At 70.5% G+C, this 22244-nt stretch carries 18 protein-coding genes; 12 read left to right on the plus strand and 6 right to left on the minus strand.

Annotated elements, in window-relative coordinates; translation table 11 throughout:
- Position 1 precedes the first annotated feature (1 nt).
- A complete protein-coding gene (locus K340_RS0122805; protein ID WP_037366458.1) occupies positions 2 to 655 on the minus strand; it encodes a YdeI/OmpD-associated family protein in 654 nt (217 codons plus the stop codon).
- Positions 656 to 746: 91 nt separating this feature from the next.
- On the opposite strand from K340_RS0122805, the gene K340_RS0122810 reads away from it, so the two are divergent.
- Positions 747 to 2189, plus strand: coding sequence for an MDR family MFS transporter (locus tag K340_RS0122810; RefSeq protein WP_029138395.1), 1443 nt, complete (start codon positions 747 to 749; stop codon positions 2187 to 2189).
- Here the strand turns inward: K340_RS0122810 and K340_RS0122815 are convergent.
- Entirely contained in the window at positions 2179 to 3114 is a 936-nt protein-coding gene (locus tag K340_RS0122815) for a DMT family transporter (protein ID WP_037366174.1), read from the minus strand. The genes K340_RS0122810 and K340_RS0122815 overlap by 11 nt on opposite strands.
- 67 nt (positions 3115 to 3181) lie before the next feature.
- On the opposite strand from K340_RS0122815, the gene pdxR reads away from it, so the two are divergent.
- From pdxR to K340_RS32600, 6 genes are all read left to right on the plus strand, one after another.
- Positions 3182 to 4564 (plus strand): MocR-like pyridoxine biosynthesis transcription factor PdxR, encoded by a 1383-nt coding sequence (gene pdxR, locus K340_RS32590; protein WP_037366459.1) that lies wholly within the window; start codon positions 3182 to 3184, stop codon positions 4562 to 4564.
- A gap of 140 nt (positions 4565 to 4704) precedes the next feature.
- The gene (locus K340_RS32595) at positions 4705 to 6474 is read left to right on the plus strand and encodes a sensor histidine kinase (protein WP_084614791.1); all 1770 of its coding nucleotides are present in this window, start codon (positions 4705 to 4707) and stop codon (positions 6472 to 6474) included.
- A 38-nt stretch (positions 6475 to 6512) separates the two neighbouring features.
- Positions 6513 to 7112, plus strand: a complete 600-nt coding sequence (locus K340_RS0122830) for a LuxR C-terminal-related transcriptional regulator (protein ID WP_245599686.1) — start codon at positions 6513 to 6515, stop codon at positions 7110 to 7112.
- Between the two features lie 53 nt (positions 7113 to 7165).
- Entirely contained in the window at positions 7166 to 10741 is a 3576-nt protein-coding gene (locus tag K340_RS0122835) for an MBG domain-containing protein (RefSeq protein WP_161632166.1), read from the plus strand.
- Positions 10742 to 10812: 71 nt separating this feature from the next.
- The gene (locus K340_RS0122840) at positions 10813 to 11520 is read left to right on the plus strand and encodes an MgtC/SapB family protein (RefSeq protein ID WP_029138399.1); all 708 of its coding nucleotides are present in this window, start codon (positions 10813 to 10815) and stop codon (positions 11518 to 11520) included.
- 24 nt (positions 11521 to 11544) lie between these two features.
- Entirely contained in the window at positions 11545 to 13017 is a 1473-nt protein-coding gene (locus K340_RS32600) for a flavin-containing monooxygenase (RefSeq protein ID WP_051267281.1), read from the plus strand.
- Between the two features lie 4 nt (positions 13018 to 13021).
- Here the strand turns inward: K340_RS32600 and K340_RS0122850 are convergent, their stop codons facing one another.
- On the minus strand, positions 13022 to 14029 hold the full coding sequence (locus K340_RS0122850; protein ID WP_051267283.1) for an acetylxylan esterase: 1008 nt from the start codon (positions 14027 to 14029) through the stop codon (positions 13022 to 13024).
- Between the two features lie 279 nt (positions 14030 to 14308).
- Between K340_RS0122850 and K340_RS32605 the strand changes: the two genes are divergently transcribed.
- Entirely contained in the window at positions 14309 to 14971 is a 663-nt protein-coding gene (locus K340_RS32605; RefSeq protein WP_084614855.1) for an RNA polymerase sigma factor, read from the plus strand.
- Positions 14964 to 16151, plus strand: a complete 1188-nt coding sequence (locus K340_RS34720) for a CU044_5270 family protein (RefSeq protein ID WP_029138401.1) — start codon at positions 14964 to 14966, stop codon at positions 16149 to 16151. Before K340_RS32605 ends, K340_RS34720 begins: the two co-directional genes overlap by 8 nt.
- Positions 16152 to 16417: 266 nt before the next feature.
- Here the strand turns inward: K340_RS34720 and K340_RS0122865 are convergent, their stop codons facing one another.
- Together K340_RS0122865 and K340_RS32615 are read right to left on the minus strand one after the other, a co-directional pair.
- The gene (locus K340_RS0122865; RefSeq protein WP_029138402.1) at positions 16418 to 17089 is read right to left on the minus strand and encodes a response regulator transcription factor; all 672 of its coding nucleotides are present in this window, start codon (positions 17087 to 17089) and stop codon (positions 16418 to 16420) included.
- Complete coding sequence (locus K340_RS32615; protein ID WP_051267286.1) at positions 17086 to 18426, minus strand: sensor histidine kinase; 1341 nt, start codon at positions 18424 to 18426, stop codon at positions 17086 to 17088. The genes K340_RS0122865 and K340_RS32615 overlap by 4 nt, the downstream gene beginning before the upstream one ends.
- Positions 18427 to 18668: 242 nt before the next feature.
- Here K340_RS32615 and K340_RS32620 point away from each other — a divergent pair, with 242 nt between their 5' ends.
- Complete coding sequence (locus K340_RS32620) at positions 18669 to 20054, plus strand: NAD(P)/FAD-dependent oxidoreductase (RefSeq protein WP_051267288.1); 1386 nt, start codon at positions 18669 to 18671, stop codon at positions 20052 to 20054.
- A 332-nt stretch (positions 20055 to 20386) separates the two neighbouring features.
- Here K340_RS32620 and K340_RS0122880 read toward each other — a convergent pair whose 3' ends face one another.
- Complete coding sequence (locus K340_RS0122880) at positions 20387 to 20647, minus strand: helix-turn-helix domain-containing protein (RefSeq protein WP_029138403.1); 261 nt, start codon at positions 20645 to 20647, stop codon at positions 20387 to 20389.
- A 63-nt stretch (positions 20648 to 20710) separates the two neighbouring features.
- Between K340_RS0122880 and map the strand changes: the two genes are divergently transcribed.
- Both map and K340_RS0122890 read left to right on the plus strand, forming a co-directional pair.
- Positions 20711 to 21493: a type I methionyl aminopeptidase gene (gene map, locus K340_RS0122885; RefSeq protein ID WP_029138404.1), complete on the plus strand. Its 783-nt coding sequence runs from the start codon at positions 20711 to 20713 to the stop codon at positions 21491 to 21493.
- A gap of 64 nt (positions 21494 to 21557) precedes the next feature.
- Positions 21558 to 22178, plus strand: coding sequence for an L-threonylcarbamoyladenylate synthase (locus tag K340_RS0122890; protein ID WP_029138405.1), 621 nt, complete (start codon positions 21558 to 21560; stop codon positions 22176 to 22178).
- Positions 22179 to 22244: the final 66 nt, after the last annotated feature.

Below are 22244 nucleotides of genomic sequence, written 5' to 3' on the forward strand. Positions count from 1 at the left end.
GTCAGCCCAGCCCGAGCCGCTGACGGTTGCGAGCCACCCAGGCCGGCTCGTCGCCGTAGCGCTGGAACTTGACCAGCCGACCGTTCGCGCTGTCCTCGATCAGTTCGGCCAGCCGGCTCTGCCGGGTCGCCTCGCGCTTCGCCGTCAGCACCCAGTGCACCACCGCCCGTCGGTAGCCCGATGGCGCGGCGTCGAACCACGCTGCGGCGGAGGCATTCCGGCGCAACCGGGTCTGGAACTCCGGCGGCAGTACCGCGGCATTCTCCTGTTCGTGGGAGTACACGCCCTGACGGTCCGGCCGGCGCCGCTCGAAGGCGGCCAGCCCGGCCGGCGTCATCCGCTTCTCGGCGACCAACTTCTCGACCAGGGCGACGTTGACCAGGCTCCAGTTGCTGGCGGGTTTGCGCGGTGTCCAGCGCTGCCGTCGGGTGTCGTCGTCGATCCGCTGCGCCACCGAGTCGATCCAGCCGAAGCAGAGCGCCTCTTCGACCGCGAGCTCCCATGTCAACCCCTGCGGCCGGACATGCTTCTTGTTCAGCCCCATCCACAATTCGGTGGCGGAGTCGTGGTTGTCGAGCAGCCACTGGCGGAACTCGCCGGCGTCGGCGAAGAACGTCGCGGGCCGCTCGGGCGTGCCGCCTTGGGTGCCGACCATGACGCACATTCTGCCCGGACCCGCCGTCCGGCCGGATCGTTGCCCCGGGCATGCTGAACGGAGCCGCCGAAATCGAGGATGACGCAGGACCATGACCCAGGAACAGATCAGCAGGGCGTCGATCGGGCTGCGCTCCGAGCGCGGGCCGGTGCTGCTGTCGGTGATGCTCAGCACCGGCCTGGTCGCCATCGACTCGACGATCCTGGCCACCGCGGTCACCTCGATCGTCGACGATCTGGGCGGGTTCCACCAGTTTCCCTGGCTGTTCTCGGTGTACCTGCTGGGGCAGGCCGTTGCCGTCCCGATCTACGGCAAGCTGGCCGACATCGTCGGACGCAAGACGATCATGCTGTTCGGCATCGCGACCTTCGTGGTCGGTTCGATCCTGTGCGGCATCGCCTGGAGCATGCCGATGCTGATCGCCTTCCGGGCCGTCCAGGGACTCGGCGCCGGTGCCGTCCAGCCGATGGCGATGACCATCGTCGGCGATCTGTACACGGTGGCCGAGCGGGCCAAGGTGCAGGGCTATGTCGCCAGCGTGTGGGCGATCGCCGCCGTGGTCGGCCCGACGCTGGGTGGCGTCTTCTCGGACTACCTGAACTGGCGGTGGATCTTCTTCGTCAACGTGCCGTTGGGCGCGGCCGCCGCCGTGATGCTGACCCGCCGGTTCCACGAGAAGGTGACCAGATCGCAGCACCGGATCGATTTCGCCGGCGCGATTCTGCTGGCTCTCGGCAGCACCATGATCCTGCTCGGTCTGTTGGAGGGCGGGGTGCTGTGGGAGTGGATCTCGTGGCAGAGCGCCACGGTGCTGATCGGCGGCCTGGTGGTGTTGGTCGCGTTCGTCTTCGTCGAGCGGCGGGCGAGCGAGCCGATCCTGCCCGGGTGGATCTTCGGCAGGCGGGTGTTCAACGGCAGCAACCTGAGCAGTCTGACCGTCGGCGCCTTGCTGATCGGGCTGACGTCGTTCGTCCCGCTGTTCGCCGAGGGAGTGCTGAAGACCACCGCCCTGGTCGCCGGCTTCGCGTTGGCCGCCATGACCATCGGCTGGCCGCTCTCCTCGTCCAACTCCGGCCGGCTGTACCTGCGCATCGGGTTCCGGTACACCGCGTTGATCGGTGCGTGCATCGCGCTGCTCGGATCGCTGCTGATGCTGCTGTTGACGCAGGGCAGCTCGGTCTTCTTCGTCGCGTTCGCCTGTTTCGTGGTCGGCCTGGGGCTCGGGCTGGTGGCCGCCCCGACGCTGATCGCCGCACAGTCGTCGGTCGCCTGGCAGCGCCGCGGGGTGGTGACCGGGGCCAACGTGTTCGCCCGGTCGATGGGCAGTGCGGTCGGCGTCGCGGTGTTCGGCGCGATCGCCAACGCGTCGATGTCGGTCCGGGTCGGCGCGCCGGGCGGGGGAACCGCGGCGGATGTGCCGGTCCCGGTGCTGGCCGGGGCCATCCACCACGTGTTCATCGCGGCGGCCGTGGTCGCGGTGCTGATGGTGGCCGCGGTGCTGGTGATGCCTGCCCGGGTGGACATCATCGACTGAGCGCGGTCGACCGGGCACCGCGGGCTGAGCCTGAAAGCCCGTCACCAGATGTGTCGGTCTCGGCCGGGCGGCCGCCGGTCCGCAGCGTGCCGACCAGCAGACCGAGACCGACCGTCAGCGCCCCGATCACCACGTGCAGCCGCAACGGTTCGAAGCCGAGGGCCACCGAGGTGACGGCCGCCGCGATCGGCATGACCGCGCAGAACAGGCCGGCACGCGCCGGGCCGATGCGGGACAAGCCGTTGTACCACAACAGGAATGCCACCGCCGTCACCATCACGGCGAGGTACCCGAGGGTGGCCAGTTCGGTGCCGGTCGGCACGGCGAACAGTGGGCCGGGCAGCAGCAGGCCGACGATCAGCATCATCGGTACGGCGATGGCACAGACATAGGCGGACACCCGCAGGGGACCTAGGGTGGGCAACAGCGGGACGGCGAGCAGCGAGAAGCCGACCTCGCCGGCCAGCGCGCCGACGGCGAACAGCAGGCCGGGGCCGTTGACCGGGCCGAGGCCCTGGACGATGAGCACCCCGGTCACGACCACCGCGGCCGCCGCCATGATCCGCCGGTTGCCGCGCCGGCCGGCGCCACCGGCCAGTGCGAGGACGATCGGCGCGGTGCCGATCACCGCCCCGACCAGCGACGGCGAGAGTCGTGCATCGCCCTGGATGACGCACACGTTGAACAGCGCCAGCCCGGTCGCCGCCACCGCTGCCAGTTGCGCCCACTGCCGCAGCGTCGGCCGGATCAGCGGTATCCGGCGGAACCGCAACACCGCGAGGAGCGCCGCGGCCGCGACGGCATACCTCGCCGCCTGGCCGCCGTAGATCGGGAAGTCGACCAGCGCCGCCGAGGTGGCGAGCGAGGAGCCGACGATGATCATCGCGGCGATGCAGCTCAGGATGCCGGTTCTGTCGTTCGTCATGGTGCTGACGGTACGAAGGTGCTGGACCACTGGACAGAGCCAGATGCTGACTGTTTTGATGGGCCAGATGACGGACCCCACCGAACCTCGATTGACTGCCGATGACGTCCGGCTGCGGCTGGGTGCTGTCCCCGAACGTGCGGTCGGCGAATGGCTGTACGCCGGACTGCGCGCGGCGATCGCCGGTGGCGAGTTCCCGGCCGGAGCGCGGTTGCCGTCCAGCCGGACACTGGCCGGCGGCCTCGGCGTCGCGAGGGGGACGGTGACCGCCGCCGAGGACCGGTTGGTGGACGAGGGAATGCTGCGCAGCGCCCCGCGGGCCGGGCTGCTGGTGACGCCGCCGCTGACTTCGCGTCCTGGTCCGGACCCGGTGACGTCACGGCGCGCGCCGTCCAGCCCTGGCACCCCGGATCCGGCCCTGTTCCCGCGGGCCGGATGGTCGAGGGCCTTCCGGGAGGCGGTGGCCGATCTCGGCGCGGCCGATCTCGGCTACCCCGATCCGCAGGGTCTGCCCGGGCTGCGGACCGCGCTCGCCGAGCAGCTGCGACTCAGTCGTGGAGTGCGCACGGATCCCGACTCGATCGTCGTGGTATCCGGGGTGGCACAAGGCTTTTCGCTGATCGCCACGATGCTCGGACGCGGCGCGGTGCTGGCCATGGAGGATCCCGGGTCGGCCGGCAGCATCGAGCTGTTCCGCCGCCTCGGGCTGCGGCTCGCGCCGGTGCCCGTTGACCAGCGGGGCATCGTGGTGGACCGTATCGACCCGTTGGCCAGGGCGGTGGTCGTCACCCCCGCGCACCAGTACCCGCTCGGCGTGCCGCTGGCCCCCGACCGGCGCCGTGAACTGGTCGACTGGGCGGCAGCGGGCGATCGGCTGGTGGTGGAGGACGACTACGACGCGGAGCTGCGGTACGACCGGTCGCCGGTACCGGCGATCCAGGGGCTGGCGCCCGACCGGGTGCTACTGGCCGGGTCGGTGTCCAAGACGCTGTCTCCGGCACTGCGGCTCGGCTGGCTGGTGGCACCCCCAGCCCTAGTGGGAAAGCTGGTGGATGGCAAGCGTTTCGCCGATCTCGGCTGCTCGGTTCCCGAACAGGCGACGCTCGCCGCGTTCCTGCGCTCTGGCGCCTACTCCCGGCACACCCGGCGCGCCAGGATCCGGTACGGCGAACGGCGGGCGCTGCTGTTGCAGGCGCTGGCGGACCTCGGCTGCGAACGGCCGGTGCTCGGGGTCGCGGCCGGGCTGCACCTGGTGATCGAACTGGACTCGGCGGCCGGCGAACGCCGGGCGCTGGCCGACCTGGCGGCCGCGGGTGCGCCGCAGCGGGTGGCGGTCCAGCCATTGAGTGCCGGGTCGTTCGGTGCTGACCGGTTCGGGTTGGTGGTCGGTACCGCGCGGTTGACGGTGGACACCGCGGCGATGGTGGCGGCCGCGGTTTCGGCGCGCTGAACGACTGGGCTTCGGGTCGGCTCCGGCCGCGGATCGGTCGGGACCGAGTAGCGTGACCGGCGTCTGGTTCAGACTGCGTGTGGCCCCCGTGCTCGGGACGGCCATCGGACCGCCTACCGCTCGACAGGAGGTTGGTTCCGATGGATCCGGTGGGCCGCTGGAGTTCTCGGCGCGAAGTCGCTGCCGGGCGTCGCAGCGGGCCGTTGTGGATGCTGGGCGGAGTGGGGCTGCTGCTCGGCCTGGTGCCGTATCCGATGCTCTCGCTCGCCGGGCTGCCGCCGCTCGCGGTGGCGGTGGTGGTCGGCCTGCCGATGGTGTTCTGGATGTACCTCGTCGCTGGGCTGATCGCCTGGTGGCGGCGCCCGCACAATCGGGTCGGGGCCTTGCTGATCTGGACCGGTCTGAGCATGTGGCTCATCGCGATCGGCAACACCACGGTGCCGGCATTTCAAGCACTGCTGCCGATATTCTCGCTGCTGATCGTGGCAGCACCCGCCCATCTGCTGTTGGCGTTCCCCACCGGACGGCTGGGTTCCAGGCCCGCACGTGCGGTGGTGGTCGGGCTGTACGTGGCCGCGGTGGGTCTGCAGGTACCGGGGTACCTGTTCGATCCGCTGACCGAACCGGGCTTCCTGAGCGTCGCCGATCTGCCGGCCCTGCGCGTCACTGCGCAACACCTGCAGACGGCCCTGTTGGATGCATTGCTGGCCGCCGTCGCGGTGATCGTGATCGTCAGACTGGTGCGGGCCCGGCCGCAGGAACGCCGCAGCCTCGGCACGGTATCGGCCGTCGGCGTGCTGGTCGTGTTGTTCGTGCCGGTGAGCGCCTGGGCGGCGACCCTCTGGTGGCCGGGGCAGCAACTGGTGCTGGCTGCCGTGCAGGTCACGACCTTGGCGGTGCTGCCGGTGGTGGTGCTGGTCGCGTTCCTGCTCGGCGGGTTCCGCCGGACCGCGGAGCTGGAAGAGCTCGGTGCCTGGCTCGGCTCGTCCCAGACCTCGCGCAGCCCGATCCGTGACGTGCTGGCCACCGCCCTCGATGATGCGACCCTCGAGATCGTCTACTGGTCGGTGGAGTTGAGCTGCTGGGTGAGCGAAGACGGTATGCCAGTAGCACAACCGGCCGGGCAGGCGGGTCGCGCGCGCAGCGTCATCGAGCTGGGCGGAGTGCCGGTGGCGGCGATCGAGTACGACGGCACCGTTCCGCGTGATCCCCGAGAGGTCGAGCGAGCCGCCGGCCTGGTCGCGCTCGCGCTCGAACGCGAGCGGCTGTCCGCGGAGCTGCGGGCGTCGCGGCAGGCCGTCATCGAGTCCCGCGAGCGCCTGTTCGGCGCGGCCGACGCCGAACGGCGGCGGATCAGCCGGGGCCTGCACGACGGCCTGCAGGCCCGGCTGCTGCTGATCGGCATCGATGTGCGGCGGATCGCGACCGCGCCGGCCGGCGAGGTGCCGACGCGGGCGACCGCGCTCCGTGACGACGCCGACCAGGCCGCCGCCGAGCTGCGGGCATTCGTACAGAACCTCATGCCGCCGGCGCTGATCGAGCTCGGGGTGGTGGGTGCTGTGGAAGAACTGATCGAGTCGATGCCGATCCCGACCCGGTTCGAAGTGACTGTGCCGGAACGCATTGACCACACCGCTGAGATGACCGCGTATCTTGTCGTGGCGGAGGCACTCGCGAACGTCGTCAAGCATTCCGGGGCGAGCGCCTGCACCGTCAGCTTGCAGGCCGAGGACAGCCGACTGCAGGTCAGCGTCACCGATAACGGGAATGGCCAGGTGGATCTGCAGGCGGGGACTGGCCTGGTGGGGATCACCGACCGGGTCGCGGCCAGCGGCGGCAACACTGAGATCACCACCGGTGAAGAAGGGGGTACGACCCTGTGGGCGCAAATTCCATACCAGTCGTCATAGCCGAGGACGAGCCACTGATCCGCCGCGGAATCGAAGCCGTGTTGCAGGACAGCGATTTCGAGGTGATTCGCAGTGTCGGCACCGCTGCCGAGTTGCTCGCGGCTGTCCGGGCCGAGTCGCCGGAACTGGTCATCACCGACATCCGGATGCCGCCGGACTTCACCGACGAGGGCCTGGTCGCCGCGTTGGAGATTCGTCGCGCCTGGCCGGCAGTCGCGGTCTGTGTGCTGTCCCAGCACGTGCTGACCCGGCCCGCTCGCGCCCTGCTGGAGGTCGGTACCGGCGGCGGGGTCGGCTATCTGCTCAAGCAGCGGGTCACCCACATCGACGAATTCTTGGCCGGACTGCACCGGGTCGTCGGCGGGGAGGTCGTCCTCGATCGGGACGTCATCGAGCAATTGTTCCACCGGGCCGATCGGGCCGGGACCCCCGCCGCCGCCCTCACCCGCCGTCAGCGCGAGGTATTGGCCCTGGTGGCGGAGGGCCGGTCGAACGCGTCGATCGCCGCCCATTTCGTCATCTCGGAAAAGACCGTCGTCAACCACCTGACCGGCATCTATGCCGGCCTCGGGCTCGCCCTCCACGACGACTCGCACCGCCGGGTACAGGCCGTCCTGGCCTACCTGTCGAGTCGGTAGTTTGGGAGGTAGGTCCGATGTGCCGGCACCGACCGTCTGGTCGACTTGCCAGCATGGCCCCCATTGACAGCCGGAGACGCGGCAGCGCTGTGCCCACCACCGACCGAGCCGGCGGTCACCGCGCCCGGAGCGGCTGGAGTGCCCGGTTGCGGCCGGGGATCACCCTGACCGGCGCGGCGGCGTTGGCGCTGGCCGGCCTGCTGGTCGCCCCGACGGCGGCTTCGGCGGCCGCGACGGGCACCGTCACGCTCAGCGCCGACCCCGCCCTGGGGCAGGCCCTGCAGGGCCCGACCGGCGGGGGCACCCAGTTCCAGGTCCATCTGCCGGGGTTCCCGTTCACCGGTCCGGACTACACGGGCGCGATTGACGGCACGTACTACGCGCTCGTTGCCGGCGCGATCCAGGCCTGGCGTATCGACATGCCCGCGCCTGCGGTGTCCCTGCCAGGGCCGGGAATCACCCAGATGGCGTCCGCCGACTCGATTCCGGCGAGCCAGTTCAGTGTCAGCCCCACCGGGTCGGTCTATGCCTTGCAGGGGTTCACCGGCCGCGTCTTGGCGATGGGTCAAGGTGGCCGTGGCCAGCTCGGCAACGGTACGTACTCCAGTTCGTCCCCGTGGGTCGACGTTGCCCTGCCCGATCCACAGGCGACGGGCCAGACCTACGTGGCCATCGCCGCGGGCGACTACACCGGTTACGCGCTCGACGCAGCCGGGAATGTCTACGCCTGGGGCTACCTGCTCGGCGGCGACTCGCAGCACGGCACCAGCACGGTGCCGGTGAAGATCGACATCCCGGACGGCGCCCGGTTCACCCGCATGTACGCAGACGGGCTCGACTGGTACGGGTGGACCGCCGGCGGCGCCCTCTACAACTGGCGGCAGGACGTCTCCTGGGCAGGAGACCCGCTGCGCCCGGCCATCTACGGGGAAATCTTGCCGGTCGGTCCCGGGGCGGCGTTCACGCCGCCGGCACCAGGCCCGGTGCCCTCAGGCATCGTGAAGAACGTCATCTTCGAGGGCACCAACCATGCTGCCGGACAGGTGACGACCACGGCCGGAACGGCGACGGTGACGACTCCGGGCTTCGACGGCCACTGTGGCCCATTCGACGTTCGGGTCGATTACACCTTCGGCGGCGTCGCTGCCAGCGGCACCATCACCGATGGGTTCACCATCAACACGCCTTGCGCGCCAACCGCTGTGAGCGCGGTCGCGGGCAACGGACGGGCGACCGTGTCGTTCTCTCCGCCGCCGAGCATGCCCGGCGTCGCCCCGGTCACCAGCTACACCGTGACCACAAACCCACTCTGGGACGGGGTGCAAACGTCCATGCCACCCACCGTGACGAAGACCGGTCCCGCCAGTCCGATAGTCGTGGACGGCCTGGTCAATGGGCAGAGCTATCAGGTCTCGGTGGCCGCGTCGAACGTCAACGGCGCCGGTTCCACCTCAGATCAGTTCAACACCCAGGGCTTCCTGTCCGTCAAGCCGCTGGCCGAGCTGGCCGGCGGAGAATTGACCTTGACGGGGATTCCTTCGTCGTTGACGTACGGGGACAACGGGTTCACGCTGGGCGCCACGGGCGGTTCGGGCACCGGTGCGGTGTCGTACTCGGTCCCGGCCAACAACGGTGTGCTGTCGGCCAATTCGTCCACGGGCGCGGTGTCGGTCCTCGGTGCTGGAACCGTCCAGGTAACGGTGTCGAAGGCTGCCTCGCCGGGCGCGCTCCGAGAAAGCGTGACGGTGGGGATCATCGTCGCCAAACGTCTGGTTAACGTCATCGGCTTGGACGTCACCCTGCGCGCGGGCGTCGACGCAACCACCTACGACTACCCCTCGGTCCTGTATCCACCACTGGTCGGGTCCGACACGATGGACCTGCTGTGGGGAGTCGGGTGGCACTTCAGCGCCGGCACCGGGAGCTTCCTGCCCGGGCAGTGCCGGCGGATCGGGATGTCCGGCGGAAACGAATCGGTTCTCAGCGCCAGCCCGAACTACACCGTCGCCTTCTACCAGGGCACCGCCTGTATCGCCGAGCCACAGGCCGCGCTGTCGATCACCGGGGTTCCGGCATCGGTGAGCGTGGGGGATGCCCCGTTCACGCTGGGCACCTCGGGCGGGTCGAGCACGGGCGCGGATTCGTTCAAGGTTCCGGTCAACAACGGCGTGCTGGCCGTCGATTCGGCAACGGGAGTGGTCACGATCCTTGGGCCCGGCAGGGTTCCCGTCATCGCGGTGCGGCTCGCCGACAGCACGTATGGCCCGGTGAGTGCCGTGCGATGGATCACGGTCGGCCAGACGAAGCAGGACCAGGCTCCGTTGTCCCTCACCGGGGTACCGGCGTCGGTGACCTACGGCGATTCCGGGTTCACGCTGGGGACTTCGGGTGGCTCGGGCGCGGGTGCGGTGTCGTACTCGGTGCCGGCGGACAACGGCGTGCTGTCGGTCAATGCCGCCACGGGCGCCGTGTCCGTGGTGGGCGCCGGGACGGTGACGGTGTCAGTGACCAAGGCCGCATCGGGGAACTACGACGCGGCGGCAGCGGCGGCGCAGATCACTGTGGCAGCAAGGGCTATCACCGTGACTGCGGACAACAGGACGAAGGCATTCGGCGCGGACGCCCCGTCGTTGACGTACACGGTGAGTCCGGCTTTGGTGGGTGCGGATGTGTTGACGGGGTCGCTGAAGTACAGCGGCAGCGACGTCGGGAGCTACCCGATCGTGCAGGACCAGCCGTTCGGCAACGCCGACTATGCGTTCACTTTCGTGCCCGGCACGATGACGATCACCCAGACCGCCGCCGCCCAGGCCGCGATCGACAGCGTGACCAGCCTGCCGCCGGCCGTGACCAGCGCGGCCGACGCCGACCTGGTCGCCGCGGCGACCAAGGCCCTGGACGCGCTCGGCGCGGCCGAGCGGGGCCAGATTCCGGCCGCGGTGCTGGATGCCGTGCGTCAGGCCCAGGCCGCCGCCGGCTTGGTCAACCATGCCGACCCGGTCAACGCGGTGAACGTTACGGGTGCGGCGTTACCGTGGAATGTGCGGCTGGTCGTCGGTCCCGTTGCCTCGGCGGACGACCGGTATGCAGTGGTGGAAGGCGGCGTCGCTGACGGCCGGGATCTGCTGGCGCTCTACGATCTTTCGTTCACCGACACGCTGACCGGTCAGCAGTGGCAGCCGGGCGAGGGGGAGTCCGTGACCGTTGCCCTGTCGCAGGTGAGCGTCGCCGGACGGACCGACATCGCCGTCGTGCACCAGAACGTCGACGGCACGCTCGACACGTTGCCCGCAACGGCGACCGACGGAACGGTGACCTTCACGACGAGCGTGTTCGGCCCGTACGGAGTGACCGCCACCGCGCTGATCCGCACGGTGACGTTCGACGCCAACGGTGCCACCCAACGTTCGATGACGCCGCAGTCGGCCAACGTCGCGACCGCTCTTGCCGCGAACACCTTCAAACGCCCGTCGTACACCTTCACCGGATGGAACACCGCCGCCGACGGCTGTGGTACCGCCTATGCCCCAGACGCTTCGTACTCGTTCAAGGCCGACGTGACCCTCTACGCGCAGTGGCGCAAGAACGGAAACGGTCCGACGACGCCGGCTGGATACGGCTGCTCGTGATCACGGCGCGGCATGGGAGGGCCTGAATTGACGTAGCGTCGGACCGTTGGCACGGACCCGGCGGAGGCGCAATGGATCGCAATCTGGACGCGACCTTATACATCCTGGTGGCCCTGGCGCTCTGCGCGGTGGTCGGTCTGGAAAGGCAATGGCGGCAGAAGTCCGCCGGGTTGCGCACCCACACGCTGGTCGGAGTCGGCGCCGCACTCATCATGGTGGTGTCCAAGTACGGCTTCTTCGACGTCATCGGCAAGGACATCACTCTGGATCCGTCCCGGGTCGCGGCGCAGATCGTCTCCGGGATCGGATTCATCGGCGGCGGGCTGATCTTCGTCCGTCGCGACCTGGTCCGCGGGCTGACGACCGCTGCGACCATCTGGCTGGCGGCAGCAGTCGGGATGGCGGCCGGCGCCGGGCTGCTGCTGGTGGCCACCGTGGTGACGGGCTTCTACCTGGTGATCGCGCTGGCCTTCCCGCCGCTGCTGCGGCTGCTGCCGCGGCCCCGGTTCGCCACCTCGGTGTTGCGGCTGACCTACGAGGACGGCCGCGGCCTGCTCCGGACGATCGTCCAGGTCTGCACCTCGCAGGGGCATCACGTTGTCGACCTGGAACTGGCCCGCACGGCCAAGAACCGCACCCGGGCTGACGGAGACCTCCGGCTGGTCGGGGTGCTGATCGAGCTGGAGGGTCCACGGGACGCTGGACAGCTGGTGCAGTCGCTGGCCGGGCTGGAGGGCGTGGTCGAGGTCGGACTGGCAGAGGGTTACGAAGCAGACTGAGCCGCCGATGTGTCAGCATGGTTGATGCCTCGCGTTCCGGCTCTCTTCCCGGGCCCGGTTACCCCCTACCGGGTCGATGAGCGTCACCGCGCTGCTCCCACGCCGCCGCGCGCCGTTGACCCGAGCCTGCCGCGGGCCTGTGTGATCGGTGCCGGCGCCAGCGGGATCGCCGCGGCAAAAGCCCTGCACCAGGCCGGGATCCCGTTCGACTGTTTCGAGCTGGGGCCGGTGATCGGCGGCAACTGGGTGTTCGAGAATCCGAACGGATTGTCCGCTTGCTACGACACGCTGGAGATCAACACGTCCTGCCCGCGGATGGCGTACTCGGACTTCCCGATGTCCGTGGGTCTGCCGAACTACGCCGGGCACGCCGACGTCCGCGACTACTTCGAGTCCTATGTCGACCATTTCGGATTCCGCGAGCAGATCACCTTCGGCACCAGGGTGGAGTGGGTCCGTCCGCGCGGCGCCGACGGGGTGGACGACAACGACAACGGCGCCGATCGGCCCGGCGGAACCAGTCGCGGCTGGACGGTGCGGACGGTCGGCCCGGACGGCACCCGGGAACGCGAATACGGCTCGGTACTGGTGGCCAACGGCCACCACTGGAGTCCGCGCTGGCCGGACCCGCCGTATCCGGGGCAGTTCGACGGCGAGCAGATCCACTCCCACGACTACCGCAGCGGCGAGCAGTTGCGCGACAAACACGTGCTGGTGGTGGGCATGGGGAACTCGGCGATGGACATCGCGGTGGCGGCGAGCACGGTGTCGGCCAGCGCCGGCATCTCGGTGCGTCGCGGTCAGTGGGTGATCCGCAAGACCTTGCTGGGCAAGGCGATCGACCAACTAGCCTTGCCCGGCTGGGCGCCGTGGTGGCTGCGCCGGGCCAGCATCGAGTTCGGCAGTGCGGTGTCCGCCAGGGCCGAGAACTACGGACTTCCGCGACCGGACCACCGGCCCGGACAGAGCCACCCGGTGCAGTCGGACCGGTTCGTCGAGCGGCTGCGGGCCGGGGCGATCCGCCCGCGACCCGGCATCCGGGAGCTGGCCGGCGACCGAGTGGTGTTCGTCGACGGCACCGATGCGCCGGTCGATCTGATCGTCTGGTGCACCGGCTACCGGGTGGACTTCCCGTTCCTGGATCCGGCCCTGGTGTCGGCGCGGGACAACGACCTGCCGCTGTGGAAACGGGTGGTGCACCCGGAGTTGCCCGGGCTCTACTTCATCGGGCTGCTGCAGCCGCTGGGCGCGGTGATGCCGCTGGCCGAGGCGCAGTCGACCTGGATCGCCGAGCTGATCACCGGGCGCTACCGGCTGCCACCGATCGCCGACGTCCGGAGCCAACTGGCTGCCGACCACGAACGTCAGAAGCGACGTTTTTACCCCTCGCCCCGGCACACCATGGAGGTGGACTTCGATCCGTACCTGTGGGACCTGGCCAGGGAGCGCCGGCGCGGAGCCCAGCGGGCGGGAAGCGCTGCGGCGCAGGCGGTATAGCGGTTCAGTCGGACCGGGACCGGACCGCGGCCGACGGATCTGCCCAGAACTCGCTGATCCGGCGGTCCGAATCGGCCTGGGCCCGCGGCTCGCCGTCCCACTCGGCGTGACCGGCCGGCAGGACGTGTAACCAGGTGGCACCTGCGAACGAGTTCGCGACCGCGAACTGCCCCGGCGGCGGCACGGCCGGGTCCGCCAGCGCCGCGATGCAGAGCACCGGCACCCGCACCCGAGTGGCAGCGGTGGCCGCATCGACGTACCGCAGCACCTCGATCACCTCGGGGTGATCGGCCGCATACAGCCTGACCTGCTCGCCGGAGCCGGTGCCGGGCAGCGTCAGCCGCAACCGGTGGTTGCCGAAGCTCGGCACTTCCACCGCGATGGCGTCGAACCGGTCCTCGTAGGCGGCCGCCAGCACGCCGATGCCGCCGCCGAAACTCCCGCCCTCGTAACCGATCGGCACGTCGCCGGCGAGATCGGCGAGCACCGTCGTCGCGGTCCACTGATCCGCCGTCGAACCGGTGTGCGAGTAGCTCCGGACGGACCCGATCCCGGACAACACATGGGTCTGCGAGCTGTCGCCGATGCCCGGATGTTCGCTGCCGATCAGGCCGCGGGCGGACAGCTGGATCGACAGACACCCCTCCGGCAGCCGCAGCTGCGGCTCGGCGCGCCCACCGTAGCCGTGCCCGATCACCAGAGCGCGCCGCAGGCTGCCGGGGGAGCGCACCAGCCAGCCGGCCAGCCGCACCTGGTCCAGCCCGCTGACCCGGATCGGCGCCATGGAGTGGCCGTCCGGGCCGACCGGCTCCCAGCGGCCGATCTCCGGCCGCGGATCGACCGCGAGCGTCTCGGCCCGGATGCCGGCCCAGAACAGGTCGAGATCGGGCGGCTCGGTGTCCGGGGGGCCACAGGTGTTCAGCAGATCGTCGAGGCGGTAGCCGTACGTGGAGTCGAACGGAACCGTCGGGAGCGCCGGTGCGATCCGCGCACCGGTCCTTCGGATGATCACGATGGTTGAGTCTAGGGCTGGGCGGCGAACGACTGCGGGGGCGTGGGTGCAGCGAACCGTGCCAGCATGTGTCATGCCCCTGGTCCCGGCACCTCCATGCGCGGCCAGACCAACCTGTCACAGTCAGCTGCTCGACGCGGGTACGGCCATCCCGTTCGGCCCGTCCCCGAACGCCGGCGGTGGCTGCGGGCAAGAAGGGGTGTGACGATGCCCGTGGGGAGGTTCCCGGCCGACGAAGCTCGGGGTCTGCTGGACGGCGCGTCTGGCGCGGCCCGTGCGATGGCCGGCGTGGGGCCGGAGGTCGGGGCGGGGCCGGAGGTCGGGGCGGTGGTCGGGGACCGCCCCGATCTCAGCGGTGACGACCCGGCCGAGGTGTTCGGCGATCTGTTCGGGCGGCATGCCCGGGAGCTGTATCGGTATCTCGCCGCCAGGGTCGGTGCCAGCCTGGCCGACGACCTGGTGGCGGACGCCTTCGTCACCGCGCTGCGCCGGCGCGAGACCTACGATCCGCAGCGCGGCACCGCCCGCAGCTGGCTGTTCGGCATCGCCACCAACGAACTGCGGCACCACCAGCGGTCCGAGATCCGGCACCATGCCGCCACCGTGCGGCTGGCCGGACAGCTCGCCTCGATCAGCGGCCCCGAAGACCGTGCAGTGGAGAAGGTGACGGCCGCCGACGCGGTTCAGCGGTTGGCCGGTGCGTTGCGTTCACTGTCCGATGCGGACCGTGACGTGCTGCTGCTGCAGGCGTGGGCCCAGCTGGAACCGACCGAGATTGCCGACGCGCTAGGGATTCCGGCCGGCACCGTGCGATCCCGGCTGCACCGGATCAGGTCCACCTTGCGGGCCGCGGCGGCCGATGCCGACGTCGGATCCCCGGGCGCCGACCATGCCGTCATCCCGTTTCCATCCACCGCACGAAAGAGGACCGACGATGTCTGAGCAGAACCCACCGGCCGGCGGGTCGCCCGATGGGTGGACGGACGCACAGCTGGACGCGGCCCTCGCCGACCTGTACCGGGTGGACGAGCCGAGCGAGCGCGCGCTGGCCGGGGCGAGGGCCATCATGATGGGGCACATCGGCGCCGAGTCTCCGCGTCCGGTGACCGACGATGGCCGGACCGGTGCGGCCGAATCGGCGCCCGCGGGGGCGAGGACTGCAGGGGATGACGAAGGGGCCGGGGTCCGGCCGCGGCGGGTGCGCTGGGGTCGGCGGGCAGGCCTGGCCGCGGCGGTGGCCGCGGTGGTGGCCGGCGCGCTCATCCTGCCAACGGTGCACTGGGGCGGATCGACCCCGCCGTCGGCCGCGGCCGCTGCCGCGTTGAACCAGGCCGCGGAAGCGACGACCATCAACGCCAAGGACGAGGCGTTGAAACCCGGTCAGTACCAATACTTCGAGACCGACGCCTGGTACATGGCAATGACCGCCATGGCCGACGGCCAGTCTGTTCAGACAAACTTCGCCGCCTTGACCCATTCCAGAACCCAACGATGGGTCCCCGCGAATTGGTCGGACACCTGGCTGGAGCGCCGGACGAACACCGGCGAGAAGAAGTGGATTCTCGGCACCGAGGCGGAGGCGAAGAAGGCCGGCCTGGCCGACCAGGACGGTCCATCGACGGAACCGGACTACCGGGGCAGCTGTCAGAGCTATTTCCAGGATGTGTGTACCGGCGAAGGCAATTGGCAGGGGCCGACCAAGCCCTGGATCGCGGCGTTGCCGCGGGATCCGGGTGCGTTGTACACCGTATTGGCCGCAGCAGCGAAGGGTCGCGGGGTGAACGACGACGCCGAGATGCTGGTCTACGCCACCGATGCGCTACGCAACGGCCCGCTGCCGGCCGACCTGCGGGCTGCCCTGTACCGGGCGATGGCGAAGATCCCCGGGATCGAGATCGTCGACGGCTCGGCGAATCTGGACGGCCAGGTCGGGGTGGCGTTCGCGATAGAGGACGGAATCAGACGCAGCGAGACGATCATCGACCCGAAGTCCGGCGCGTTCATCGGCGAGCGTGACGTACTGACCGGCGACACCGACGGCATGCCGGCCGGGACCACGCTCGGCTACACCGCAGTACACACCGCGGTCGTCGACAAACTGGGCGAGGCGCCGAAGAAGTAGTGAGAACCAGCCGTCCCGGGGAATCTCGGGCGGATGCAAAGGGCGATGGGCCCGGTGGAGTATCCGCCGGGCCCATCGTCGCGTTCCTGGGCGGGCCGGGACAACCCCGCTACGCCGTGGCCGGGACAACCCCGCTACGCCGTGGCCGGGACAACCCCGCTACGCCGTGGCCGGGACAACCCCGCTACGCCTGCCGGGACAACCCCGCTACGCCGTGGCCGGGACAACCCCGCTACGCCTGTGACGGGACAACCACGCCGGCGAGGTCAGCCCCGGCCGCGCCGGACCAGGCCGGTCTCGTAGGCGCGAATCACCACCTGAACCCGATCCCGCAGGCCGAGTTTGGCCAGCAGCCGGCCGACATGGGTCTTGACCGTCGGCTCGGCCAGGAACAACTGCGCGCCGATCTCGGCGTTGCTCAGGCCTCGGGCGATCAGCAGCATCACCTCGCGCTCCCGGTCGGTGAGCTCGCCCAGGTCGTCCTCGTCCGGCTCCGACAGATCGGGTACCACGTGCTCGAGCAACCTGCGGGTGGTGGACGGTGCGATCACCGCGTCGCCGGAATGCACGGCCCGGATCGCGTTCAGCACGTCCTCGGCCGGAGCGTCCTTGAGCAGGAACCCGCTGGCGCCGGCGCGCAGCGCGGCGAAGGCGTGCTGGTCCAGGTCGAAGGTGGTCAGTACCACTACCTTCGGCGGATTCGGGCGACGGGTGAGCAACTCCTCGGTGGCTGCCACGCCGTCCATCAGCGGCATTCGGACGTCCATCAGCACCACGTCACAGCCGGTGGCGGCCAACAACTCCAATGCAGCCCGCCCGTTGCCTGCCTGTCCGACCACCCGCATGTCGGCCTGGCTGTCGACCACCATCGCCAGCCCGGTGCGGACCAGCTCCTGGTCGTCGACCAGTACCACCCGGATCGCTGTCTGATCGGTCACCGTTGGTCCGCTCCTCTTCCGCTCGCCGAAGCCGATCCGGTCACCGGGATGCGGCCGACCACCCGGTAGCCGCCGTCGGTCATCGGCCCGGTGTGCAGGGTGCCGCCCAACAGCGCGAGCCGTTCGGCCATCCCGATCTGGCCGCGACCGCGCCCGTCGGACCCGACGGTGGGCGGCGGCGGTTGGCCGGTGTCCAGCACGGTCACCGTCAGATCCGCTCTCCCCCAGTCGATCTGTACCGTCGCCCGGGCGCCGGCGCCGGCGTGTTTGACCACGTTGGTCAGCGCCTCCTGCACCAGTCGATAACCGGCCAGCTGCCCGGCCCGGTCCAGTGGCCGCGGGGTTCCGGTGATCACCAGTTCGACCGGCAGGCCGGATGTGCTGACCCGTTCCAGCAGCTGCCGAAGGTCGTTCAGGGTGGGCTGCGGCGGGTCGTCCCCTGGCCGACCGGACCCGGCGCCGATCGGTCCGGACCCGGCGTCCGGACCGGCGTCGTCCCGAAGCACGCCGAGCAGAGAACGCATGTCGCGCAACGCCTCCCGCCCGGTGTCGGCGATCGTCCGCATTACCTGCTGGGTCTGCTCCGGGTCGCCGGCCGCGACGTACCGACCACCCTCGGCCTGCCGGACCATCACCGAGAGCGAATGCGCCACCACGTCGTGCATCTCCCTGGCGATCCTGGCCCGCTCGGCGGCGGCCGCCTGCCGCAGCTGCGTCTGCCGGTCGGTCTCCGCCCGTTGCGCCCGCCGAGCCAGTTCGGCCACCTGCTCCGATCGCCAGCGCCGGACCACCCCGAGACCCCAGGCCGCAGTCACCACCGCGCCCAGGGCGGCTCCGACGAACAACGTGCCGCCGACCTGACCGCCGGGCGCGGACGGTGCGAACTGCGGTGCCGTGACGTATCTCGCGGTGACGGCGAGCGCGCCGACCATCCCGACGACCAGCGAGATCCGCGGCCACGGCGGCCGTCCCCAGGCGCTGACCGAGTAGGCACAGACCAGATAGGCGATCCCGGTGGGCAACAGGGTGACCGGATACGGCGCGCCGGTGGCCACCGACAGCAGCGGCACCACGGCCAGGGCCGCCTCGCCGATGGCCGCCAGGACGAATGCCAGGGCCGGCCGGACCCGCCGGAACGCCACCGCGACGTGCACCACGGCGAACGCGGCGAGGGTGATGACCAGGTAGCCGACCGCCGGGGGATCGGCGAGAACGGTGAGCACCGACGCGGTTCCGGCGGTTGCGGCCAGCAGCAGCGCGGTGACGGCGTCGACCAGCAGCGGCCGCTCGCGCGACCAGGCGTCCACCCGCTGCGCCCGGCCGGCCGTTGTCTGCACGCCACCGACCTTAAGGGGGCGCGGGTGCGGGCGCCGTCATCCCCGGATATTGCCGCCGTCATCCGCGGGGGTCGAAAGGTGCCCGGCCCCGGCCGGGAACGTCATCCGCTGGGCTGACGCGGTCGCGGCCCGCGACCGATGTACGGCCGCGGGAAGCGGACGACCGTGTGGGGCGGCGGAACGACCGCCGGACCGACACATGTCGGTTCAACACAACTCGGATCGACACAGTGAGGACGGACATGACCCAACACGCGACGAGCGTAGCGACCGTGCATCCACGCCCCCGGATCGTGATCGTCGGCGGTGGCTTCGTCGGCTACACGGTGGCCCGCAGGTTGGCGCGCGGGCTGCGGGCCGGTGAGGCCGACGTGGTCCTGATCGACGGCACCGGCGTGATGACGTATCAACCGTTCCTGCCGGAAGCGGCCGGCGGGCTGGTGGAACCGCGGCATCTGGTGATCCCGCTGCGCCAGGTGCTGAAGAAGGCCACCGTGGTGACCGGGCTGGTGACCTCGATCGACCGGACCTACCGCAAGGTGCACGTGCGGCTGCCGGACGGCACCGACTACGCCGAGGACTACGACCAGCTGGTGCTCGCTCCCGGTGCCGTGCCGCGAACCCGGCCGATTCCCGGGCTCGCGGCCGGCGCGGTCGGTTTCGGCACCGTGGCTGACGCCGCCTACCTGCGCGACCGGGTGCTGCGGCGGATCGCGCTGGCCGCGAACACCGACGACTGGCCGACATTCCGGCGGGCGTTGACCTTCGTGGTGATCGGCGGTGGATATTCGGGGGTGGAGGCAATCGGCGAGCTCCAGAGCATGGCGATGGCCGCCATCCGGCGCTATCCCAACCTGAAGCCGCGGTACCTGCGGTGGGAGCTGATCGAGGCGAGTGACGAGATCATGCCGGAGCTGCCCGGCAACCTCGGTGCCTATGCCCGGCGCCGGCTGACGAAGTCCGGCATCTCGGTGCGGCTGAACAGCCAGATCGCCGCGCTGGACGGCGATCTGGTGACGCTGGCCGGCGGTCAGCAGTTCCACGCCGACACCGTTGTCTGGACGGCGGGCGTCCGGGCCAATCCGTTGCTGGCCGGGCTCGGCCTACCGGTCGACGCTCGCGGCCGGCTGCAGTGTGATCCGACGTTGCGGGTGCAGGGCGACGACCGACTCTGGTCGGCCGGTGACGGTGCCGCGGTGCCCGACCTGGTGGCCGGGGACAGACTCCGGCGGGACAAGGCGATGGCCGCGGTACCGCTGTGTGGACCGACAGCACAACACGCCGTGCGGCAGGCGAAGATGCTGGCCCGCAACCTGATCGCGGGTCTGCGGGGTAAGTCGCTGGGGGACTATCGGCATCGGGATGCGGGGTCGGTTGCCAGCCTGGGACTGCATCGCGGGGTGGCCAAGATCTACGGTGTGTCGCTGCGCGGGCCGGCTGCCTGGCTGCTGCACAGGTGCTACCACCTGCTGATGGTGCCGACGTGGGGCCGGCGGGTACGGGTGGCCGCCGGTTGGGCGGCCGCGCTGTTGGGCGGGCGTGACCTGACGCCGTTGCCGATTGCCGTTGTCCCACCGTATCTGGCCGCCGAACGCGAACGGGATCAGCGCGGGGAGCGGGTTGCCTGAGGCCGCGAACGGCCGGCCGGACATGGCGCCGGGATGCCTCCGGGATGCCTCCGCGAGATCGAATCCGGCGAACCTGGGGCGGACCCGGCACGGTGCCGGGCCGGGGACGAGGGCCGGGCGTCGGCCCCCGCCCCGGTCCGCCGGCGAGGGCGATGGGGCGCCTCGCTGGGCAGGATTCGCGGGCGCGGAGTCCGCGGCGGCCGCACCCCGGCGCCGACGGACCCGGTCGAACCCTTGCAGCTGCTCGGTTCTCGAGCCGGGAGGATCTGTGGTTCCTGCCAGGGAGAGGCGTCGCGGTCGGCGCCGGATACATGCCGAACCGCGGCGCAATCTCAGGCGGTGCGGGCGCCCTTGCCGGATGTACCGGCGGCCAGTTCGTCCAGCGAGAGGTCCAGGACGTCGGCAACGGCGGCGATCATCGGGAATGACGGGGTGGCAATCCGGCCGGTCTCGATCTTGCGCAGGGTCTCGGCGGAGATGCCGGCGCTGGCGGCGACGTCGGTGAGCGAGCGGTCGGCGCGGGCGGCGCGCAGCGTCCGGCCCAGCCGGAGGCCGTACGCGCGCTGCTGGGCAGTGAGTGGCAATCGGACCATGATGGGTATAGTAATACCGTTATTGAAATACCGCACGTGGACCAGGACTTTGTAGGAGCAACAATGGTAGAACTACGCACCCCGGGCGAGATCGATGCGATGGCGGCGGCCGGCGCCGTGGTCGCGCGGGTGCTCGCGGCCTCCCGGACGGCCGCCGTCGACGGGTTGGCCGGCGGAGTCACCCCGCTGGACATCGATGCGGTGGCACAGCAGGTGATCGCCGACCAGCACGCGACCTCCTGTTACATCGGGTACCACCCGGTGTGGGCGCCGACGGCGTATCCGGCGGTGACCTGCATCAGCGTCAACGACGAGGTGGTGCACGTGATCCCCAGCGACCGGAGGCTGCAGCCAGGAGATCTGGTGTCGGTGGACATCGCCTGCAGCCTCGACGGCTGGGCGGCCGACGCGGCCATCTCGTTCGTGCTGGGCGACGATCCGGACCCGAAGCTGCTGGCCCAGATCGAGACTACCGAGCGGGCGCTGGCCGCCGGGATCGAGCAGATGCATCGCGGCAATCAGTTGGGTGACGTGTCGGCGGCGATCGGGGCCGTCGCCAGGGCCGGCGGCTACGGGCTGCTGGCCGACCACGGCGGGCACGGCATCGGTCGGGAGATGCACGGCGACCCGCATGTGCCCAACGAGGGTCGTCCGCATCGCGGGATGAAGTTCGACGTCGGTCTGGTGCTGGCGCTGGAACCGATGCTGCTGGCCGGCGGGAAGGACGGGTACGTCCACCTGGACGACGGTTGGGGCGTGCGCACGGCGGACGGCTCGATGGCCACTCACGTCGAGCACACCGTGGCGATCACCCCGACCGGCCCGCGGATCCTGACCGTCGAGTAAGCCGCGGTCTCGCGGGGCGGGGCGGCGCGGCGGACCTGCGGGCAACGAGCACTAACCTGGATCCATGGCCCGCTACTTCGATGTGCATCCAGTGAACCCCCAGTCGCGGTCGATCCGGCAGGCGGCGGACATCATCCGCGGCGGCGGCCTGATCGCCTACCCGACCGACTCCTGCTACGCGCTCGGCGCGCAGCTGGGCAACGCCGAGGCCAAGGAGCGGATCGTCCGAATCCGGCACCTCGACGACAAGCACCACTTCACCTTGATGTGCAAGGACTTCGCCCAACTCGGGCAGTTCGTGCACCTGGACAACGCGGTGTTCCGGGCCGTGCGGGCGGCGACCCCCGGCAGGTACACCTTCATCCTGCCGGCCACCGGCGAAGTGCCGCGCAAGATGCTGCACCCGAAGAAGCGCACCGTCGGCGCCCGGATCCCCAGCCACCCGGTGGTGCAGGCGTTGCTGGCCGAGCTGGGGGAGCCGATGCTGACCAGTACGTTGCTGCTGCCGGGCCAGCAGGATCCGCCCAGCAACGGCTGGGAGATCAAGGAAGAGCTCGACCACGAGTTGGACGCGGTGATCGACGCCGGCGACTGTGGCCTCGAGCCGACCACGGTGATCGACTACTCGGACGGGACACCAGTGGTGGTCCGGGTCGGTGCCGGGGATCCCACGCCGTTCGAGTAGCTCGGGCGGGGCAGGCGCCCCGTCCTGCGGGCGTCGTCCGACCGCGCCTGGTGGGCCTTCGGAACG

This window comes from Nakamurella lactea DSM 19367, assembly GCF_000426645.1.
GTDB classification, from domain to species: domain Bacteria; phylum Actinomycetota; class Actinomycetes; order Mycobacteriales; family Nakamurellaceae; genus Nakamurella; species Nakamurella lactea.

Bases quoted from the DNA above. Each gene is read 5' to 3' on its own strand.
- K340_RS0122805 (WP_037366458.1), bottom strand. From the start codon at position 655: ATGGTCGGCACCCAAGGCGGCACGCCCGAGCGGCCCGCGACGTTCTTC.
- K340_RS0122810 (WP_029138395.1), top strand. From the start codon at position 747: ATGACCCAGGAACAGATCAGCAGGGCGTCGATCGGGCTGCGCTCCGAG.
- K340_RS0122815 (WP_037366174.1), bottom strand. From the start codon at position 3,114: ATGACGAACGACAGAACCGGCATCCTGAGCTGCATCGCCGCGATGATC.
- pdxR (WP_037366459.1), top strand. From the start codon at position 3,182: ATGACGGACCCCACCGAACCTCGATTGACTGCCGATGACGTCCGGCTG.
- K340_RS32595 (WP_084614791.1), top strand. From the start codon at position 4,705: ATGGATCCGGTGGGCCGCTGGAGTTCTCGGCGCGAAGTCGCTGCCGGG.
- K340_RS0122835 (WP_161632166.1), top strand. From the start codon at position 7,166: ATGGCCCCCATTGACAGCCGGAGACGCGGCAGCGCTGTGCCCACCACC.
- K340_RS0122840 (WP_029138399.1), top strand. From the start codon at position 10,813: ATGGATCGCAATCTGGACGCGACCTTATACATCCTGGTGGCCCTGGCG.
- K340_RS32600 (WP_051267281.1), top strand. From the start codon at position 11,545: ATGCCTCGCGTTCCGGCTCTCTTCCCGGGCCCGGTTACCCCCTACCGG.
- K340_RS32605 (WP_084614855.1), top strand. From the start codon at position 14,309: ATGGCCGGCGTGGGGCCGGAGGTCGGGGCGGGGCCGGAGGTCGGGGCG.
- K340_RS34720 (WP_029138401.1), top strand. From the start codon at position 14,964: ATGTCTGAGCAGAACCCACCGGCCGGCGGGTCGCCCGATGGGTGGACG.
- K340_RS32620 (WP_051267288.1), top strand. From the start codon at position 18,669: ATGACCCAACACGCGACGAGCGTAGCGACCGTGCATCCACGCCCCCGG.
- K340_RS0122880 (WP_029138403.1), bottom strand. From the start codon at position 20,647: ATGGTCCGATTGCCACTCACTGCCCAGCAGCGCGCGTACGGCCTCCGG.
- map (WP_029138404.1), top strand. From the start codon at position 20,711: ATGGTAGAACTACGCACCCCGGGCGAGATCGATGCGATGGCGGCGGCC.
- K340_RS0122890 (WP_029138405.1), top strand. From the start codon at position 21,558: ATGGCCCGCTACTTCGATGTGCATCCAGTGAACCCCCAGTCGCGGTCG.